The following is an 18,854-nucleotide window of genomic DNA, read 5'->3' on the forward strand; positions in this document are numbered from 1 at the left end:
AGCGCCAAAGGGGCGGGGCCCGGAGGATTCCTCCGGGCCCCGCCCCTTCTCGGTCCAGCCAGTCGAAGCCTCAACGCCCCTGGCGCAGGCGGCGCTTGATCCCCTTGAGCACCCCGGCGGCCGTGTACCGGCGCCGTGCGGCGGTCCTCGGCCCGCTCCCCTGCGCGGGCTCCGCCTGCGGCGCGGGGTCGGGCTTCGGCGCGGCCTTGGGCTTGGGCTTGGGCTTGGGAACCAGTGTGGTGAGGGCGGTGAGCTCCTCGACGAGCCCCTGGGAGATCAGCAGACAGCGCAGCCGGGACAGCGGCGGCAGCCGGTCCACGAGCGCCCGGTGCATGAAGTCGCCCAACAGCTCGCCGGCCAGCTTCACGTGCAGGGCGCGGGTCTCCTCGGACAGCCCGGCGAAGCGGCCGTCGAAACGGCCGAGGATCTCCAGGCTGAGCCAGCGGTAGAGCAGGTCGTCGCGCTTTTCTCCGGCGGGGACGTGCGCCACCACGATGTTCAGTACGTCGCGCACGTTCGCGTAGAACGGGGCGGGGTCCGGCACCTCGCGGGTCAGGTGCGGGAAGTCGTCGCGGCGGACCAGGTAGTAGCAGTCGTAGTCGGACACGACGGAGATCGACCGGGCCAGCAGATAGGCGGGCACGACGAACACCTGTTCCTCGGCCAGCCGCAGTCCCTCGGCGAAGCGCAGCCCGTGCTCCTCGACCAGCGAGCGGCGGAACAGCTTGTGCGCGGTGAGGGACCACACACCCTTGGAGCTGAAGATGTCACCGCCGTCCACATTGGCCCGGAACGGGGTGACCGGGGCCTTGCGCCCCACGCCCTTGATCTTCCCCAGCACCACGTCGGAGTCGTTGCGCTCCGCGGCGGCGACCATGCGTTCCAGCGCCTCGGTGCCCAGATAGTCGTCCGGGTCGGCGAAGAAGAGGAACTCGCCCTCGGCCAGCGCGATGGCCCGGTTGCGCGGCCCACCCGGGGCACCGCAGTTCTCCTGGCGCACCACCCGGACCCGGCCGGGGTGGCGCTCGGCCCATGTCTGCAGCAGCTCACCGCTGCCGTCGGTGGAGCCGTCGTCCACCGCGACGATCTCCAGGCGGTCGAACCCGATCGACTGGGCGGCAATGGACTGCAGGCACTCCGGCAGGTGGTCGACGGCGTTGTAGACCGGAATGATCACGGAAACTGCGGGACGGTTCTCGGGCGCGGAGCCCATATGTCTTCCCCCATGGAGCAGAGGTGCGGGCGGGGAGGAGCGCCGGTCCGACGCTCCCCACCACCATCAGTCCTGTCACCGTATCGGCGCCGCCCGTCAACCCCGTTTCACTCACCCGACAGTTGCTGCAAAGTGATGTAAAGGTGCTGTAACAGCCGAAGCGACGCGACCCGGCAACGAGGGCCGGCCGACCCTAGAAGGGCTCGAAGTCGTCGAACTCCTGCTCGCTGTCATCGCGTTCGGCCTGCCGGTCCCTGCGGCGCTGCGCGGCGGGCCTGGGCGCCTCGAAGCGGTGGTCCTCGCCTCGGCGGCCGAGCATCTCCGCTCCGGCCATCACCGTCGGCTCCCAGTCGAAGACGACCGCGTTGTCCTCGGGGCCGATCGCGACGCCGTCGCCGGAACGGGCACCCGCCTTCATCAGCCGCTCCTCCACGCCGAGGCGGTTGAGCCGGTCGGCGAGGTAGCCGACGGCCTCGTCGTTGTTGAAGTCGGTCTGGCGCACCCAGCGTTCGGGCTTCTCGCCACGCACCCGGAACAGCGGCTCGCCGTCGGCGTCCTCGCGGGTGACGGTGAAGCCCGCGTCGTCCACGGCCTTGGGCCGGATGACGATCCGCGTCGCCTCCTCCTTCGGCTTGGCGGCGCGGGCCTGGCCGACCAGGTCGCCGAGCGCGAAGGACAGCTCCCGCAGCCCGATGTGGGCGACGGCCGACACCTCGAAGACGCGGTAGCCGCGCGCCTCCAGGTCGGGGCGGACCATCTCGGCGAGGTCCTTGCCGTCCGGCACGTCGACCTTGTTCAGGACGACGAGCCGGGGCCGGTTGCCGAGGCCGCCGTACTGGCGCAGCTCCTCCTCGATGATGTCGAGGTCGGAGACCGGGTCGCGGTCGGACTCCAGGGTCGCGGTGTCCAGCACGTGCACCAGCACGCTGCACCGCTCCACGTGCCGCAGGAACTCCAGGCCCAGGCCCTTGCCCTGGCTGGCGCCCGGGATCAGACCCGGCACGTCGGCGATGGTGTAGACGGTCGAACCGGCGGTGACCACACCGAGGTTCGGCACCAGCGTGGTGAAGGGGTAGTCGGCGATCTTCGGCTTGGCCGCGCTGAGCACGGAGATCAGCGAGGACTTGCCGGCGCTCGGATAGCCGACGAGGGCCACGTCGGCGACGGTCTTCAGCTCCAGGACGATGTCCTGGACGTCGCCGGGCACGCCGAGCAGCGCGAAGCCGGGCGCCTTGCGGCGGGCCGAGGCCAGCGCCGCGTTGCCGAGGCCGCCCCGGCCGCCCTGCGCCGCGATGTAGGAGGTGCCGTGACCGACCAGGTCGGCGAGCACGTTGCCGGCCCGGTCCAGGACGACCGTGCCGTCCGGCACCGGCAGGACGAGGTCTTCGCCTTCCTTGCCGGAGCGGTTGCCGCCCTCGCCCGGCTTGCCGTTGGTGGCCTTGCGGTGCGGGGAGTGGTGGTAGTCGAGAAGCGTGGTGACCGACTGGTCGACGGTCAGGATGACGTCGCCGCCACGGCCGCCGTTGCCGCCGTCCGGGCCGCCGAGCGGCTTGAACTTCTCACGGTGGACGGAGGCACAGCCGTGGCCTCCGTTACCCGCGGCGACGTGCAGTTCGACGCGGTCCACGAAGGTGGTCATGGGGGTGCCTCCAGCACTTCGGTACTTCAGTACGTACGAATATGTCTCTTGCGTAACACGCGAAAGGCGGACCCGCCTTCCCGACCGGGAAGTGAGGTCCGCCTCGCTGAACGAAACGTTCGGTTCGAGCCCTGGGTCAGACGACTCAGGCGACCGGAACGATGTTCACGACCTTGCGGCCACGGTGGCTACCGAACTCCACCGCACCGGCCTGCAGGGCGAACAGCGTGTCGTCGCCGCCACGGCCGACACCGGCGCCGGGGTGGAAGTGGGTGCCGCGCTGACGGACCAGGATCTCACCCGCGTTGACGACCTGACCGCCGAAGCGCTTCACGCCGAGCCGCTGGGCATTGGAGTCGCGACCGTTCCGGGTGGACGATGCGCCCTTCTTGTGTGCCATTTCTCCTCAGTCCCTTACTTCGCAGCCGCGGGAATCGACGTGACCTTGATCGCCGTGTACTGCTGGCGGTGGCCCTGACGACGGCGGTAGCCGGTCTTGTTCTTGTAGCGCAGAATGTCGATCTTCTGGCCCTTGTGGTGGTCCACGATCTCGGCCTGGACCTTGATGCCGGCCAGCACCCAGGGGTCGCTGGTCACGGAGTCGCCGTCGACAACGAGCAGGGTCGAGAGCTCGACCGTGTCGCCAACCTTGCCAGTGGAAATCTTGTCAACCTCAACGATGTCGCCGACAGCAACCTTGTGCTGGCGACCACCGCTGCGCACGATGGCGTACACGCGGATCTCACTTTCGCTCGAAGAAACGGCACCCCCGCAGGCCAGCCGCCCGAAAAACACCACGGACGACCTCTCCCGGCCCACCATGTGCCCGGGAGGAAGAGGTTTACGGGGATGTGGCATGTTCAGTGGACACGCCGACGGTCAAGGTTACGGTCCACGACCGTAGGGGTCAAACCGGGTGGGTGTGGCCCCGCCCGAAGGGACGGGACCACACCCGGTGGGACGCGACGTCAGCTCTCGTCGGCGGCGGAGGAGACCGAGGTGGCCTTCTTCGCCGTCGTCTTCGCCGTGGCCGTCTTGGCGGTCTTGGCCGCCTTCTTGGCCGTCGTCTTCTTCGCGGCCGTCTTCTTGGCCGCCGTCTTCTTGGCGGCGGCCTTCTTCGCCGGCGCCTTCTTGACCGCCTTGCGGACGGTCTTCTTGGCGGCGGCCGGCTCGGCCGGCTCCTCGGCCGGCTGCTCCGCCGACGGGGCCTCCTCCAGCGGGGCCTCCTCCGCCGCGGCCGCCGGGACGACCACGACGGCCGTCTCCTCGGACGCGGTCGACGCGGTGGCCCTGCGCACGGCGCGGCGGCGCGGACGGGCCGGGGCGGCGCTCTCGGCGGGCGCCTCCTCGACGGGGGCCTCCACCTGCTCCACCGGTGCCTCGACGGCCGGCGCGGCCTCGGGGACCGTCACCACGGCCGCCTCGGCACCCGCGGGGGAACCGGCCGGCGCCGACACCTTCCGGGTCGCCCGACGACGCGTACGGCCCTTGGGCGCGGCCTCCTCGACGGCCTCGGCCGGCGCGGCCTCGGCCTGCGGTGCCGCAACCACCTGGTCCTCGGCGGCGGTGGGCTCGGCCAGCGCCTCGGCGGCCGGCTCCGGACGGACCGGACGCGCGGCGGCCTCCTCGGCGGTGACGTCCTGCGCGGTCGGCGCGGCCGCCTCACGCGCGGACCTGCCGCCCCGGGCCGCCTTCCCGGACCGCCTGGCCGAACCGGACTCCTCGCCCCGCTCGGCCCGCTCGTCCTGCTCGGCCTTCGGCGCACCGGCCGGCGCGGATGCCCGGCGGCTCGCCCGGCGCCGGGTACGACCCCGGCCGGCCGCCGCCTCCGCCTCGGCGACGCTGCTGTACAGCTCCTCGTCCAGCGCGAAGTCGGGCGCGGGCAGTTCCACCGGCTCGGCGAACTCGGCGGCCACCTCGACGGCCGTCTCCACCTCCGGCTCCACGGCCTCACCGCTCTCGACGGCCACCGCGGCGGTCTCGTGCACGTGCTCCTGGGTGTCGCCACCGCGGCCGCGCTTCTTGCGCTTGCCGCCGCCTCCACCACCGGAGGACGGCTGCTCCATGTGCACGATGACGCCACGGCCGTTGCAGTGGACGCAGGTCTCGGAGAAGGACTCCAACAGACCCTGGCCGACCCGCTTACGGGTCATCTGCACCAGACCGAGCGAGGTCACCTCGGCCACCTGGTGCTTCGTCCGGTCACGGCCCAGGCACTCCAGCAGACGGCGCAGCACCAGGTCGCGGTTGGACTCCAGCACCATGTCGATGAAGTCGATCACGATGATGCCGCCGAGGTCGCGCAGCCGCAGCTGGCGCACGATCTCCTCGGCCGCCTCCAGGTTGTTCCTGGTGACCGTCTCCTCGAGGTTGCCGCCCTGGCCGGTGAACTTGCCGGTGTTGACGTCGACGACGATCATCGCCTCGGTCCGGTCGATCACCAGCGAACCGCCGCTGGGCAGCCAGACCTTGCGGTCGAGGGCCTTGGCGAGCTGCTCGTCGATGCGGTAGGTGGCGAAGACGTCGACCTCGCTGGTCCACCGCGACAGCCGGTCGGCCAGGTCCGGGGCGACGTGCGTGACGTACCCGTGGATGGTCGACCAGGCCTCGTCACCGCTGACGACGACCTTGGTGAAGTCCTCGTTGAAGATGTCGCGGACCACCCGGACGGTCATGTCCGGCTCGCCGTACAGGAGCGTCGGCGCGTTGCCGGTCTTGGCCTTCTTCTGGATGTCCTCCCACTGCGACTGCAGCCGCTCGACGTCCCGGCGCAGCTCGTCCTCGCTCGCACCCTCGGCCGCGGTGCGCACGATGACGCCCGCGTCCTCGGGGACGATCTTCTTGAGGATGCTCTTCAGCCGGGCTCGCTCGGTGTCGGGCAGCTTGCGGCTGATGCCGGTCATCGAGCCCTCGGGGACGTACACGAGGTAGCGGCCCGGCAGGGAGACCTGGCTGGTCAGACGCGCGCCCTTGTGCCCGATCGGGTCCTTCGTCACCTGGACGAGCACGGACTGGCCGGACTTCAGGGCGGACTCGATGCGGCGCGGGCCGTTCGCCATGCCCAGCGCCTCGAAGTTGACCTCGCCGGCGTACAGCACGGCGTTGCGGCCCTTGCCGATGTCGATGAAGGCGGCCTCCATCGACGGCAGCACGTTCTGCACCTTGCCGAGGTAGACGTTGCCGACGTACGAGGTCGCCTCCTCCTTGTTGACGTAGTGCTCGACGAGCACGCCGTCCTCCAGGACGCCGATCTGGGTGCGGTCGCCGTGCTGGCGGACGACCATCACGCGCTCGACGGCCTCCCGGCGGGCCAGGAACTCGGCCTCGGTGATGATCGGGACCCGGCGGCGGCCCTGCTCGCGGCCCTCCCTGCGGCGCTGCTTCTTGGCCTCCAGACGGGTCGAGCCCTTGATGGACTGCACCTCGTCGGACGGCTCGGAGGGCTTGCGGGGCTCGCGGACCTTGACGACCGTGCGCTCCGGGTCGTCGGCGGACGGCTCGGCGTCCGAACCGCCGTCCCCGGCGCGGCGGCGACGGCGACGACGGCGCCGGCTGCTGGTGCTGGACCCGGACTCGTCGCCGCGGGCCTCCTCGTCGTCGTCCTCCTCCTCCTGCTCGGCGGTGTCCTCGGCGTCCTGCGCGGCCTGCTCGGCGGCGAGTTCGTCGGCGTCGCCGCCCTCGCCGTCGGCGGCCTCACCGCGGCGACGGCGGCGTCCGCCACGGCGGCGGCGACGGCGCGAACCGGACTCCTCGAAGCCGTCGGCGCCCTCCGCCTCGTCGCCTTCCTCGCCGTCGGCGTACTCCTCGGCGGACTCGGCGGACTCGTCGGTCTCCTCTTCCTCGTCCTCGACGGCGGCCCGGGTGGCCTGCGGCTCCTCGGCCTGGGCCGGTCCCCGGCGGCGACGGCGGCGGCGCGAGCCGGTCTCGGCGCGCTCCTCGCCGTACTCCTCGGACTCCTCGGGAACGTCGGCCCGGACGACCTCGGCAGCCTCCGCGGCGGCCGCGGCGGCGGCCCGCTCCGGGGTCTGGAACCTGGGTTCGGTGAACACCGGCGCCTGGAATACGGCGACGGCGGGGCGGCGCGGCCGGCGCGAGGCGTTCTCGTCGGTCTCCTCGCTGCCCTCGGCGGGCGCGGCGAAGCCGGAGGCGGCACGCACGGCGCGGCGCCGGGTGCGGCGCGGCGCCGCGGCCTCGTCCGCGGGCTGCGCTTCGGCGGCCTGCGGGGCGGCGGGCTCGGGAGTGGCCTGCGCGTCGGCGGCGGGCTTGTCGGCCTCGGCCACGGTGGTCTCCTCCTGCGCGGGGGTGCCGGCGGGCGCCGACACCCGGCGGGTGGCACGGCGGCGCGTGCGGTGCGGGGCGGCGTCCTGGGCGGCCTCTGCCGCCGACGTCCCGGTGTCGCCGGGAGCCGCCGCCGTCTCGGTGGGCGCGGCCGGGCTCTTCTCGGCGGCCTCCGGTGTCTGCTCGGCGGCCTGCGGGGCACCGGCGGGCGCGGACGCACGACGGGTGGCACGACGACGCGGCCGGCCGGCGGGCTCCGCCTCGACGGCGGGAGCCGGCGTCTCGGCGGCCTCGGCGACGGCGGGCACCACGGTCTCGGCGGTCTCGGCGGTCTCCGCCGAAGCCGCGGCGGCGGGAGCCGACACACGACGCGTGGCACGACGACGCGACCGACCGGCAGGCTCCGCCTCGACGGCGGGCGTCTCCACAGGGGCGCCGGCGTCGGCGACGGAGGCCTCGGGCACCACGGTCTCGGCGGTCTCCGCCGAAGCCGCGGCAGCGGGCGCCGACACACGACGCGTGGCACGACGACGCGACCGACCGGCGGGCTCCGCCTCGACAGCGGGAGCCGGCGTCTCGGCGGCCTTGGCGACCGCGGGCACCACGGTCTCAGCGGTCTCGGCGGTCTCCGCCGAAGCCGCGGCGGCGGGCGCCGACACACGACGCGTGGCACGACGACGCGGCCGGCCGGCGGGCTCCGTCTCGACGGCGGGCGTCTCCACAGGGGCGCCGGCGTCGGTGGCCGCGGCCTCGGCGGCGGGCTCCTCGGTACCGGGCGCCTCGGCCTCGGTCGCGCTCGGCGCGGCGACGCTACGGGTGGCGCGGCGGCGGGTGCGGCGCGGAGCGGCCTCCTCGCCGACGACGACCTCGCCGCCCTCGGCACCGGCGGCGGGCTGCTCGGCGGCGGCGGGCGCGGCCGGTACGACCGTCTCGGCGGCGGCAGCGGCCTCGGCGCCCGTCGGGGAACCCGCCGGGGCGGAGGCACGGCGTGCGGCCCGGCGGCGCGGCCGGGTGGTGGGCGCGGCCTCCTCGGCACCGTCGGCCGTCAGGGCCTCGGTGACCTCGGTGACCTCGTCGGCGTCCGCGGCCGGTATGGCCGGCACGGTGACCTCGACGGTCGCCTCGGCGCCGCCCGGCGGGCCCGCCGGGCGGGAGGCGGCTCGGCGACGCCTGCGCGGGGGCAGGGTGTCGCTCGGAGTCTTCGGTTCGGAACCCTCGATGGGTTCGGTCGGTTCGAGCATGCGGGCGTTTCTCCCGTCAGGCTCCCGGGCGCCTTGCCTGGTCCGGCGTCGGTCGGTGAAGACCGTCCGCCGTTGACGTCCGCGGTCCGCGCGATGCGCGATGGCCGCCGTCCGGGGCGCTGGCGCCGCACGGGAGCACTCTGTGTCCTGTCTCGCCGGTTCCGTACGCCTTGTCGGTACGGCCTGGCGAAAGTCTTCTGATGGGTACGCTGCCCGACCCAGGTGGCTCCCGAGTACGTGGGCGGCGCTACGACATCCGTCCCTACGCGGGACCTTCCGGCGTCGGCGCCGTCGCGGCGGCGGCCGGTGTGGCCGTCAGGGCCTCGGCTGCCTCGCGGTCGGGCGCGAGCGGGTCGGTCACCGTGCCGGTCTCTTCATCGAACAGCCCCTGCGCCAGCCTGGTCACCGCAGCGGGGACCGGCGGCGCCAGGTCGGCCACGGCGCGAAGACCGGACAGGACGTCGTCGGGTCGTACGGCAGGCGTCACGTGCCGAACAACCAGCCGCAGTATCGCACAGGGCTGGTCGGTCGGCCTATCAGCCTGGGGTCGGTGCGTTTCCAGGTTCACCACGGCGGGGCGGGCGTCGAAGGTGCGGACGCCGTTCTTGGTCGTCCGCCGCACTTCCACGGTGTCGGCCTCGATGAAGGCCTTCACCGCGCGTTCGGCGTCGAGCGGGTCGACGCCGTCCAGCCGCAGTTCCCAGACGGAGGCCGTCAGCCGGTCGGCGAGACCCGAGGTGCGTGCCTCGACCGCCTCGACGATGTCGAGCCCGGCGGGCAGCGACTCGTCGAGGAGGACGCGCAGGGTCTCGGGCTCGCGCGGCGCGGTCAGCGCGATCTCCAGGTATTCCGCCTCACTGCCCGTGCCGGTGGGTGCGGCATTGGCATACGACACCTTCGGATGCGGTGTGAACCCCGCCGAGTACGCCATGGGCACCTCGGCGCGGCGCAGCGCACGCTCGAAGGCGCGCTGGAAGTCTCGGTGGCTGGTGAACCTCAGGCGGCCGCGCTTGGTGTAGCGCAGTCGGATCCGCTGCACCGCGGGTGCGGGCGGCGGGCCTTCGGGCTGTCGCTTGCCCAGTGTCCTAGTCCTTCGTGAGTGCGGTCGTACTACTGCCAAGAGTACGTGTGTCGCGGGCCGAGGGTTCCCGCCGGTGCGCCACGGCCGGCCGGCGGGGCTCGCCGAAGAGCATCCGGCGCACGTCGGCACGGGTCTGCCGTACGGTGTCGCGGGCCGAGGCCAGTGCCTCGCGGACGATCCGGCCCACCGCTCGCGCCCCCACGGCGGCCGGGCGCAGGACGCCGTCCCGGACCAGGTGTCCGACCGGGGTGAGCACCGTCCGGTACGTCCAGCGCACCGGCTCCACGACGGTCCACCGCAGGAGGATGCCGAGCGCCCGTCCGACGGCCCGCGAGATCCGTCCCGCGATCCGCCAGGCGTGCCCGAGGGCCTGTCCCAGCTCCCGCGCGACGACGGCGAGCACCCGGCCGGCCGGCACCAGGACCCGGCGCCACAGCGCGAGGGCGGGCAGTACGGCAAGCACCCGGACGGTCCGGTACAGGGCCAGGCCGATGCCGGTGGCCAGCAGGCCCAGCAGCCGGCCGAGCCCACGCACGCACCAGGCGACGGCATGCCCCAGGGGGGTGAGGACCCAGGTGTACAGCCGGCGGGCCGGCGCGGCGATCAGGTACCGGCCCAGCCAGGCGAGGGCCGTGTACCCGCCGGTGCCGAGGGCGGTCAGCACGGCGCCGGCCCCCATCAGCAGCCGGGTGAGCCCGTGACCGGCCGGGCGGAGCACGCGCGCGTACACCCAGGCGCACCCGGTGACCGCCGCGCGGGCCAGCCGCCCGGCGGCATGCCGGGCGGGGGTCAGCACGTACCGGTGGAGCCATACCGCCGGGACGACGACCAGGACCGTCCCGAGCCAGGACAGCGCCTGCCCGGCGGGAACCACGGCATACCGCCACAGGGCCACCAGGGGCCGGACGACCAGGACCCCGCCGGTCCACAGCAGCGCCCGGCCGAGCGGCCGCAGCACGATGTCCCGCAGGAACCGGCCGAAGGGTCGCAGGGCGGTGTCCCGCAGCAGCCGTCCGGTGACGACGAGCACGTCCCACGCCATCCGTACCGGTACGACGAGTACGAGGACGACGATCCGCACCGGGACGCGGATCGCGACGACGAGGCACCCCTCGGGCTGCCGGGGCGGGGGCGATGGGGATTGCGCTTCCATACCGGCGAAGACGCGACGCCGGTACGCGTGGATGCCGTACGGGGATTGCGATGCCGTCACGGCGCGCCGTCCGGCGGCGGGAGGTCCTGTTCGGTCCAGATCGTCTTGCCGGTGGAGGTGTAGCGCGTGCCCCAGTGGTGGGTCATCTGGGCGATGATGAACAGGCCCCGGCCGCCTTCGTCGTCGTTCGCGGCGTGCCGCAGGTTGGGCGTGGTGTGGCCGGTGTCGGAGACCTCGCAGATCAGGGTCCGGTCGCGGATCAGGCGCACCTGGATCGGGCCCCCCACGTACCGGATGGCGTTGGTGACCAGTTCGCTGACGATGAGTTCGGTGGCGAAGCTCAGCTCGTCCAGCTCCCAGTCGCGCAGCTGCTTGCCGACCGCGGTGCGGATGGTGGCCACGGCGGCCGGGTCGGGGGCGAGTTCCCACTGGGTGAACCGGGCGTGGTCCAGCAGGCGCGTGCGGGCGAGGAGCAGCGTCGCGTCCTCGTCCACCGCCCCCGGCAGCAGGTCGGTCACCGCCCGGTCGGACAGCTCCTCCAGGGACGTCCAGGGCGTCCCGTCGCCGGAGAGGATCTCGGACAGCCGGGCGAGCCCCTCGTCGCGGCCCTCGGCCGCCTGGAGGAGGCCCCAGGTGAAGAAGGCGACGACGCTGCCCGGCGCGAGCGTGAGTTCCGTGCTCTGGTAGGGCAGGCCGCCGACTCCCAGCGGCGGTCCGGGGGGCAGCTCCGGATAGCCGACGGCGCCCGTGCCCGGTTCGACGACCGCCATGACCTGCTCCCCGGCCCGCGCCAGGCTGCACCGCCCGGAGACGGGGTCGTACACCGCGTACAGGCAGGTCACACCGAGGGCCTCGTCGGCCGGCGTCTTTCGGGCGCCGGCGTCGGACCCCCGCTCGTACTCGGTCTGCTCGACCAGGTCGTCCAGCCGGGACAGCAGTTCGTCCGGCGTCAGGTCCAGCCGGGCCAGGACCCGCACCCCCGTGCGCAGCCGTCCCATGGTGGCCGCGGCGCGCAGGCCGTGACCGAGGACGTCCCCGACGACCAGGGCCACGCGGGTGCCCGACAGCGGGATGACGTCGTACCAGTCGCCGCCCACCCCGGATCCGCTGTCGGCGGGCAGATAGCGGCTGGCCGAGTCGAGGGCGGTGTGCGGGGGCAGACGGCCCGGAAGCAGGCTGCGCTGGAGTTTGAGGGCCACCGCGTGGCCCCGGGTGACCACCGGCATCAGCACGACACCGATCAGCAGGGCGCCCAGACCGACGACGGTGACCCCGCCGGTCGGCCCGATCAGCGGCAGGTCGACGCTGGACTCGCCGTAGTGGGGGTCGGCGTAGACGACGAAGGCGGCGTAGACGAACAGCAGCAGCATGAGCAGGCCGCCCAGCCCCGGCAGCACACCCTTGAAGAGCAGGTCCCTGGCGCTGCGGTGGAGGACCTTGCGGTAGTACCAGAGGCAGGCGAAGCCGGTCAGGCCGTAGTGGAACGCGATGGCGAGACCGACCGAGTCGATCGAGTCGGCGAGCACGTTCCGGCTGAACGAGGTCAGCAGGAGCAGCAGCGCGATCGAGGCCGCCCCCATGCCGAGGGTCCCCCAGGTCGGGGTGAGGAACCTGCGGTGGACCCGGGCGAACCGGGCCGGTACGGCCTTGTGGACCGCCATGGAGAACACGGTCCTGGCCAGCGGCAGGATGGTGGTCTGGGCGGAGGCCACCGCGGAGGTCAGCACCATCAGGATCAGCAGTCTCGACAGCAGCAGTCCCGTGCCGTGGTTCCCGAAGACGGCCTCGCCCAGGGCCGAGAAGACGTCGTCCGAGTTGTTCTCGTTGCCGAGCCCGATGCCCGCGGTGCCGACCCCGGCGAACGCCTGCACGGAGGTGGAGACCAGGCCGTACACGCCCAGCAGCAGTGCCATGGACACGAATGCGGCGCGCCCGGGGACGCGCCCGCTGTCGACGGTCTCCTCGTTGACGGAGAAGGCGGTGTCCCAGCCCCAGTAGATGAAGACGCCCGCGAGGACACCCGAGGTCAGAGCCTTCACCGAGGACACCTCGAACGGGTTGAACCAGGAGGCGGAGACATGGATCGCCGTGGGCGGCCCGTCGGTGTAGACCCGGACCAGCGCGGCGACGGCGAACACGAGCAGCATCACCACTTCCACGCACAGCAGCCAGCGCTGGACGGCCGCCGAGATCTCGATGCCGACATAACAGACCGCGGTGATCACGACGATCCAGACGATGCCCGCCACCGTGGTCCACGGCCCGCTATCCCCCAGCGCGTCCAGACCCAGCAGGCGGAAGCCGTAGATTCCGGCGATCTTGGCCAGGTTCACCATGACGATGATGTTGGCGACGATCAACCCCCAGCCACCCATCCAGCCGGTACGCGGCCCGAAGGCGCGGGTGGCCCAGGTGAAGGTGGTGCCGCAGTCGGCGTTGCTCGCGTTGAGCTCCCGGTAGGCGTACGCGACCAGCAGCATCGGGATGAAGGCCAACATGACGACGATCGGCGCCTGCAGTCCGACCCCCGCCACGATGATGCCCAGCGTGGCGGCGAGGCTGTACGCCGGTCCGGTGGAGGCCAGGCCTATGGCGACCGAGGAGAACATGCCCAGGGCGTCGTTCTTGAGCCCCTTCCGGCCGGCCCCCGTCCCGGGTGCGGGGCGGTCGGCGGGCCCGGCGCCACCAAAGTGCCTCACACTTGATTCCAACGCGGGGCCGGGGGCCTCCGCAACAGCGGGGCGCCGCTTCGGGATCCGGCCGGGACGCGTGCACCGCCGTACCGCCCCGGGCGGCCGGGGTGCTCGCGGGTGTCCGGTCCCGGGTGGGCGACGGCGCACTGGTGGAAGCGGCGTACGGCCATACGGAGGTGCGGGCTTGTGGCCAAGCGGAGGTGCGGGCTTATGGCCAAGCGGAGGTGCGGGCTTATGGCCAAGCGGAGGTGCGGGCGTATGGCCAAGCGGAGGTGTGGGCGTATGGCCAAGCGGTGGCGGGCCGGGTCAGCCGGGCAGGTCGCCGGTGCGGCGGAAGACGTCGCCGCCGGAATTCACGCCCCGTACGGTGCCGTCCACGCCCACGCCGATGTCCGTCAGACCTCCCGCGCATCCGCACCCACGGACGGCGCCGTCGTTTGCGTAGCGGAAGACGTCACCCGTGTGGGTGGTGGGTGACGGCCACCTCGACGTCGGCGGCGGACCGCCGCGCTGAACCGGTGCTTCCCGCGTAGGGTGGTGCGCACGACGTGCCCATCGGTCGCCTTCCGCTGCCGGCCTCTCCGTCGCCCCCCTGTGCGTCCGCCGACGGCCGTGGCATGACCTCCCCAGCGCGGCCCGGGCACTGAACTCCCGTGCAGCGCGGGGTTCCGGACGAGTACTGAAGGGGCGAACCATGGCCTTTGCCACTGCCAAGGACGGCACGCGGATCTTCTTCAAGGACTGGGGGTCGGGCCGGCCGGTGGTCTTCTCCCACGGCTGGCCGCTGACCGCGGACGCCTGGGATCCGCAGCTGAAGCTGATGGCCGACAACGGCTTCCGGGTCGTCGCGCACGACCGCCGCGGCGGCGGTCGCTCCGACCAGCCGTGGGAGGGGAACGACCTGGACACCTACGCCGACGATCTCGCGTCGGTGATGGAGACCCTCGACCTGCGGGACGCCATCCTGGTCGGCCACTCGACGGGGGGCGGAGAGGTCACCCGCTACATCGGCCGCCATGGGTCGGAGAGGGTCGCCAAGGCCGTACTGCTCGGCGCCATCCCGCCGTTGATGCTCAAGACGGAGGCGAACCCGGAGGGGCTCCCGATCGACGTCTTCGACGGGCTCCGCAAGGGTGTCGCCACGGACCGGTCCCAGTTCTACAAGGACACCAGCGCCCCCTTCTACGGCGCCAACCGGGAAGGCTCGACAGTCTCCCAGGGAACACGCGACCAGTTCTGGCTCTGGAGCATGAGCGTCGGCATCAAAGGCGCGTACGACTGCATCAAGGCGTTCTCCGAGACCGACCTGACCGAAGACCTCAAGGCGTTCGACATCCCCACGCTGATCGTGCACGGCGACGACGACCAGATCGTCCCCATCGTGGCCTCCGGCGCCAAGTCCTCGAAGATCGTCAAGGACGCGATCTACAAGGTCTACGAGGGCGCCCCGCACGGTCTGTCGATGGTCCCCGAGTTCGCGGACCGCTTCAACAAGGACCTGCTCGACTTCGCCCGCGGCTGAGCCGAACCATCACGAGAGCCGCGAACCCGCTGCCCCCTTCATCGCCCCTTCATCGCCCCTTCATCGCGGCGGGCGCCTCGGTCTTCTCGTGCGATCGGCCGCGCCGTGGCCGCATGGCGGCGCCGACGAGGTGCTCGCGCCCTGCCCCGCGCCGGACCTCTGCCCGACTGATCGCCGGCCTGACCCCACTGGAGGCACCATGGGCGCAGTCCTCGGTGACGTACTCGGTCTCGCGGCCGGCGTCGCGGTCAGCCCGCTGCCCATCATCGCCGTCATCCTCGTCCTCGCCACGCCTCGGGGCCGTCTCAACGGAGTCCTCTTCACCGTCGGCTGGATCATCGGACTGTCGGCACTGGGCGCGATCATGCTGGCGATCGCCTCCCCCGCGGGTGCCTCCGCGCACAAGCACCCGGCCACCTGGGTGGGGGCTCTCAAGCTCACTCTCGGCCTGTTGCTCGTCGTCTTCGGCGCCCGGCAGTGGCGCAAGCGTCCCAGGGATCCCTCACAGGCGACACTGCCGAAGTGGATGGGCGCCATCGACCGCCTCACGCCGGTCAAGGTCTTCGGACTGGGAACGGGCCTGGCCGCGCTGAACGCCAAGAACGCCCCGCTGACCATCGCCGCGGGCGCTGCCATCGGCTCGGCCGGGCTGCCGGTCGGGCAGCAGGTCGCCGCGCTGGCGGTCTTCGTCGTGATCGGCACCCTCGGCCTGCTCACCCCGCTCGGTGTCTTCCTCCTGGGCGGAGCCCGCGCCAGGACCACGCTGGGAAACTGGAAGGACTGGGCGGCTCAGCACAATGTCGCCGTGATGGCCGTCCTGTTCTTCGTCCTCGGTCTGAAACTGCTCGGCGACGGCATCTCGGTCCTCACGTCCTGAGTCCTGTCGACACCTCGTGAGGCCTGCCGAAGTCTCTACTTGTCGACTTCACCCGGCCCGTCTTCGAAGACGAAGAGGGGTTTCGTGCCGTGAGCGGGTGCCTCGGCGAGCGGGACGGCCTCGGCGAAGCGTTCGAGCGGGAAGGGCTGGCCCTGGGGGATGGTCAGCACCTCGTCGGCGACGAGGCCGCGGACCTCGGACAGCGCCCGCAGCGCTTCCTCGGGTGAGGCGGTACCGAACCACCGGTTCAGCCAGAAGCCACGGACCACCTTGGTCTCGTAGATGACCGAGCGCGCCTGCAGCGGGATCGTCAGCGCCGCGGGGTCGGTCTGCCGATGGGTGGAGAGCGCGCCGTAGACCACGACCTCTCCTCCCGGAGCCAGAGCCTGGGACACCTGGGCACCCACGGGTCCGGCGACGCAGTCGATGGCCTTGCGCACCCCGACAGGTCCCGCTGTCGCGGCCACACGCTGCGGCAGATCCTCATCCTCGGTGCAGATGACCTGGTCACCGCCGAGCGCCTCGATCTCCTCGACGGCAGCGCGCCGCCGCACGACATTGATCGTGCGGATCCCCAGATGCCCGCACAGCTGGATGACGAGCCGGCCGACGGTCGAGCCCGCGGCCGTCTGCAACAGCCATTCACCCGGCCGCACGTCGAGTTCGCGCGTCACGAGGAGCAGCGCGGTCAGCGGATTGACGGCGAGTTGACAGGCGGTGGAGTCGCTCAGACGGTCGGGGACCGGCAGAAGCCTGTGTGTATCGGCAACGAGGTATTCCTGCCAGGTGCCGTCCGCGGGCGCCCCGGGTACCGCCGGGACAGCGGCGGCCACCACGCGCTCGCCGACCTCGAATCCCCCCGTGTCCGAGCCCAAGGCCTCGATACGGCCCACGCATTCCATGTGGCCCCCGACAGTGGGAAACCCGGGGGTGAAACCGTAGCGACCGCGCAGCACGTGCAGATCGCTGGCGTGAATCGGGGTCGCCCTCACCCGGATCAGCGCCTGACCGGCACTCGGCGTGGGAACAGGCCGGGATTCCAGCCGCAGGACGTCGAGGGGCTCGCCCGCCCTCACGGCTACGAGCGCGCGTATGGATCGAGGCATGAGCGGCCCTTCGTCTGCCCTTCGGATGGGACGTTCCGGAGAACCGTGCTCGTACCGCCCTTCTCCCCAACGCCCGGCTCCGGACCCCCTCCCCGCTCTTCACGCTACGCCAGACCCCGGAAAGCTTCCCGGCGGCCGACAAGCACCGCGACGGGGCGGGCCCTGGACTCGGCAGCGACGTCCGGTAGGCAGCCGACGACGCCGGGCCCCCAGTCTCACGACGGCACCGGCGTGCCCCGCCCAGACCAGCACGCAGCCCGGATGACGAACGTGCGGTCCCACGGGCGAGGGCTCGCGCCCCGACCGGTGCCTACCGTTGACTTGCTTCCTGGCCGGCCGCTGCGGCCTCGGGACCGACAGTCTCAAGGCTCGGTGTGACGGCCTTGCGCTCCTGGATGTGGGCGTAGGCCATCAGGCCGAACAGGACCGCGAGCAGCACGACCGAAGAGCCCGCGGTGCCGAGGTTCAGTCCGCCCTTGGCGACCGGCTTGGTGAGGAAGTCGCCGGCGGTGGCGCCGAGGGGGCGGGTAAGCACGAAGGCGATCCAGAACAGGAGGACGTTCGGGACGGCGGGCGCCTTCATCAGGACGACCAGCACGACCAGCACGCTGGACACCAGCGCCGCACCGCCCAGATAGCCGAGTCCGGAGCTGTCGGACAAGAAGTCACCCATCGAGGTACCGAGGGTGTTGGAGACGAGGATCGCCGCCCAGAACAGGGCCTCGCCCTTGAAGGTGACGATGTCGCGGATCTGGAAAGTCATCCCGCTGATCCTCCAGGCGAGGAAGATCGCCAGAAGGATGGAGACGAGGATCGCGGCTCCCTCCGGGTAGCCGAGGCCGAGGCCCTGCGGGCCCCAGCCCAGCGAAGAGGCGCCACCCGAGAGGTACTTGTCGCTGGCGTCGCGGTTCATGAAGTCAGACATCGTCGTGCCGGCCATGCTGGTCGACAGGATCACGGTCCAGTAGAAGAACGGGTTGTACCGCGAGGACCGCAGCTGCACCACCAGCGTGATCACGAAGATCAGGAACAGGACGATCGTAGTGAGGAAATAGCCGAACTTGAGTGTCTGGGAGAAGAGGTCACCCGCCGTCTCACCCAGGGTCGTCGCGGCGATCTTCATGATCCAGAACGCCAGCGTGACCTCGGGCAGCTTCTTCATCACAGACTTCGTCGATGTCAAAGGTTGCTCCTGTGCTTGTGGGGAGTTGGATCTCCGTTCGACCCCGTTCGACCCTGACAAGGTCAGCCTGAACGCATTCTGGACGTGCAAGCTCGAACACCCGTGCCGGAAGCGGCGAAGGCCAAGGATCGTCAGGGCACCAGAAGGCCTCCGGTTCTACGACTTACGGCGGCCGGGCTCGCCGCGTTCACGGCGAGCGGGATACGCCGAAGGCACGAGAGGGATCTCGGCCAAGCTCGGCGCCGCCCTCATGTGACAGCCTCGGCCCCACTCAGCTCAGCCATCGGCCCGACCCCGACTCGCCCAGTGCGATTGCGACGATCTTGGTCGCCCGGAACATCGCGCCGACCATCGGCGGCTTGCTCACGGCAACCTTGTTCACTGGAGGTCCCGTCCTCATCCCTCACGAGGCACCGGCCTGCCGAATCCCGCGTGGCGGACCGCACCTGGCCCGCGAGAACGTGCGGGACCGCCTGATCCTCAAGGAAGACGACTTCGCGGAGGCCTTCTGATCCGTCTTCGCAGATACGCATGAGGGGCCGGAGTGATCATGGACTCCGGCCCCGTGCGACGAACCTCGGCTTGTCAGCGTCGCGCTGTCCTGCTCATCAAGAACTCGGCGGCCACGCCAACCAGAAGGGCCAGGCTCAGCCCCAGCACACCGGCGTTGATGACGGACGGCCCCTGGGACCACGCCCAGGCACCCCCCGCGAGGAAGGCCACAACGACGGCGATGCGGCCGGACATGGTGGACGTCACCCGCAACGGCTGCCGTCCGGCCAGGAGCCGGCGGTACTTGACTGCCAGGATGACCGCCGCGACCAGGATGAGGATGGACGGTCCGGCAAAAGCTTCCATGTCCTAGGTC

At 71.8% G+C, this 18,854-nt stretch carries 13 protein-coding genes; 2 read left to right on the plus strand and 11 right to left on the minus strand.

Going from position 1 to position 18,854, the window contains the following annotated elements:
- Positions 1-70: 70 nt before the first annotated feature.
- From ACIBA9_RS15210 to ACIBA9_RS15245, 8 genes are all read right to left on the minus strand, one after another.
- Complete coding sequence (locus ACIBA9_RS15210; RefSeq protein WP_399363085.1) at positions 71-1,177, minus strand: glycosyltransferase family 2 protein; 1,107 nt, start codon at positions 1,175-1,177, stop codon at positions 71-73.
- Between the two features lie 229 nt (positions 1,178-1,406).
- Entirely contained in the window at positions 1,407-2,852 is a 1,446-nt protein-coding gene (gene obgE, locus ACIBA9_RS15215; protein ID WP_362156618.1) for a GTPase ObgE, read from the minus strand.
- A gap of 145 nt (positions 2,853-2,997) precedes the next feature.
- On the minus strand, positions 2,998-3,252 hold the full coding sequence (gene rpmA / locus ACIBA9_RS15220; RefSeq protein ID WP_061922958.1) for a 50S ribosomal protein L27: 255 nt from the start codon (positions 3,250-3,252) through the stop codon (positions 2,998-3,000).
- A gap of 14 nt (positions 3,253-3,266) precedes the next feature.
- The gene (gene rplU, locus ACIBA9_RS15225) at positions 3,267-3,587 is read right to left on the minus strand and encodes a 50S ribosomal protein L21 (protein WP_353600036.1); all 321 of its coding nucleotides are present in this window, start codon (positions 3,585-3,587) and stop codon (positions 3,267-3,269) included.
- Positions 3,588-3,820: 233 nt separating this feature from the next.
- Positions 3,821-8,371 (minus strand): Rne/Rng family ribonuclease, encoded by a 4,551-nt coding sequence (locus ACIBA9_RS15230; protein ID WP_399363087.1) that lies wholly within the window; start codon positions 8,369-8,371, stop codon positions 3,821-3,823.
- Between the two features lie 262 nt (positions 8,372-8,633).
- On the minus strand, positions 8,634-9,410 hold the full coding sequence (locus ACIBA9_RS15235) for a TIGR03936 family radical SAM-associated protein (protein ID WP_399363089.1): 777 nt from the start codon (positions 9,408-9,410) through the stop codon (positions 8,634-8,636).
- Between the two features lie 46 nt (positions 9,411-9,456).
- Positions 9,457-10,605 carry a hypothetical protein gene (locus ACIBA9_RS15240; RefSeq protein ID WP_399363607.1) on the minus strand — a complete coding sequence of 383 codons (1,149 nt, stop codon included), beginning with the start codon at positions 10,603-10,605 and terminating at the stop codon, positions 9,457-9,459.
- Between the two features lie 56 nt (positions 10,606-10,661).
- Complete coding sequence (locus tag ACIBA9_RS15245) at positions 10,662-13,304, minus strand: amino acid permease (protein ID WP_399363091.1); 2,643 nt, start codon at positions 13,302-13,304, stop codon at positions 10,662-10,664.
- A 688-nt stretch (positions 13,305-13,992) separates the two neighbouring features.
- Here ACIBA9_RS15245 and ACIBA9_RS15250 point away from each other — a divergent pair.
- Positions 13,993-14,820, plus strand: a complete 828-nt coding sequence (locus ACIBA9_RS15250; RefSeq protein WP_399363093.1) for an alpha/beta fold hydrolase — start codon at positions 13,993-13,995, stop codon at positions 14,818-14,820.
- A gap of 199 nt (positions 14,821-15,019) precedes the next feature.
- Positions 15,020-15,697 carry a GAP family protein gene (locus ACIBA9_RS15255; RefSeq protein WP_399363095.1) on the plus strand — a complete coding sequence of 226 codons (678 nt, stop codon included), beginning with the start codon at positions 15,020-15,022 and terminating at the stop codon, positions 15,695-15,697.
- 35 nt (positions 15,698-15,732) lie between these two features.
- On the opposite strand, the gene ACIBA9_RS15260 is transcribed toward ACIBA9_RS15255, so the two are convergent.
- The 3 genes from ACIBA9_RS15260 to ACIBA9_RS15270 form a co-directional block, all read right to left on the minus strand.
- On the minus strand, positions 15,733-16,803 hold the full coding sequence (locus tag ACIBA9_RS15260; protein WP_399363097.1) for a zinc-dependent alcohol dehydrogenase family protein: 1,071 nt from the start codon (positions 16,801-16,803) through the stop codon (positions 15,733-15,735).
- Positions 16,804-17,113: 310 nt separating this feature from the next.
- Complete coding sequence (locus ACIBA9_RS15265) at positions 17,114-17,965, minus strand: hypothetical protein (RefSeq protein ID WP_399363099.1); 852 nt, start codon at positions 17,963-17,965, stop codon at positions 17,114-17,116.
- 606 nt (positions 17,966-18,571) lie between these two features.
- Complete coding sequence (locus ACIBA9_RS15270) at positions 18,572-18,844, minus strand: hypothetical protein (protein WP_399363101.1); 273 nt, start codon at positions 18,842-18,844, stop codon at positions 18,572-18,574.
- Positions 18,845-18,854 lie beyond the last annotated feature (10 nt).

This window comes from Streptomyces sp. NPDC051452, from assembly GCF_044454765.1.
Classification (GTDB): domain Bacteria; phylum Actinomycetota; class Actinomycetes; order Streptomycetales; family Streptomycetaceae; genus Streptomyces.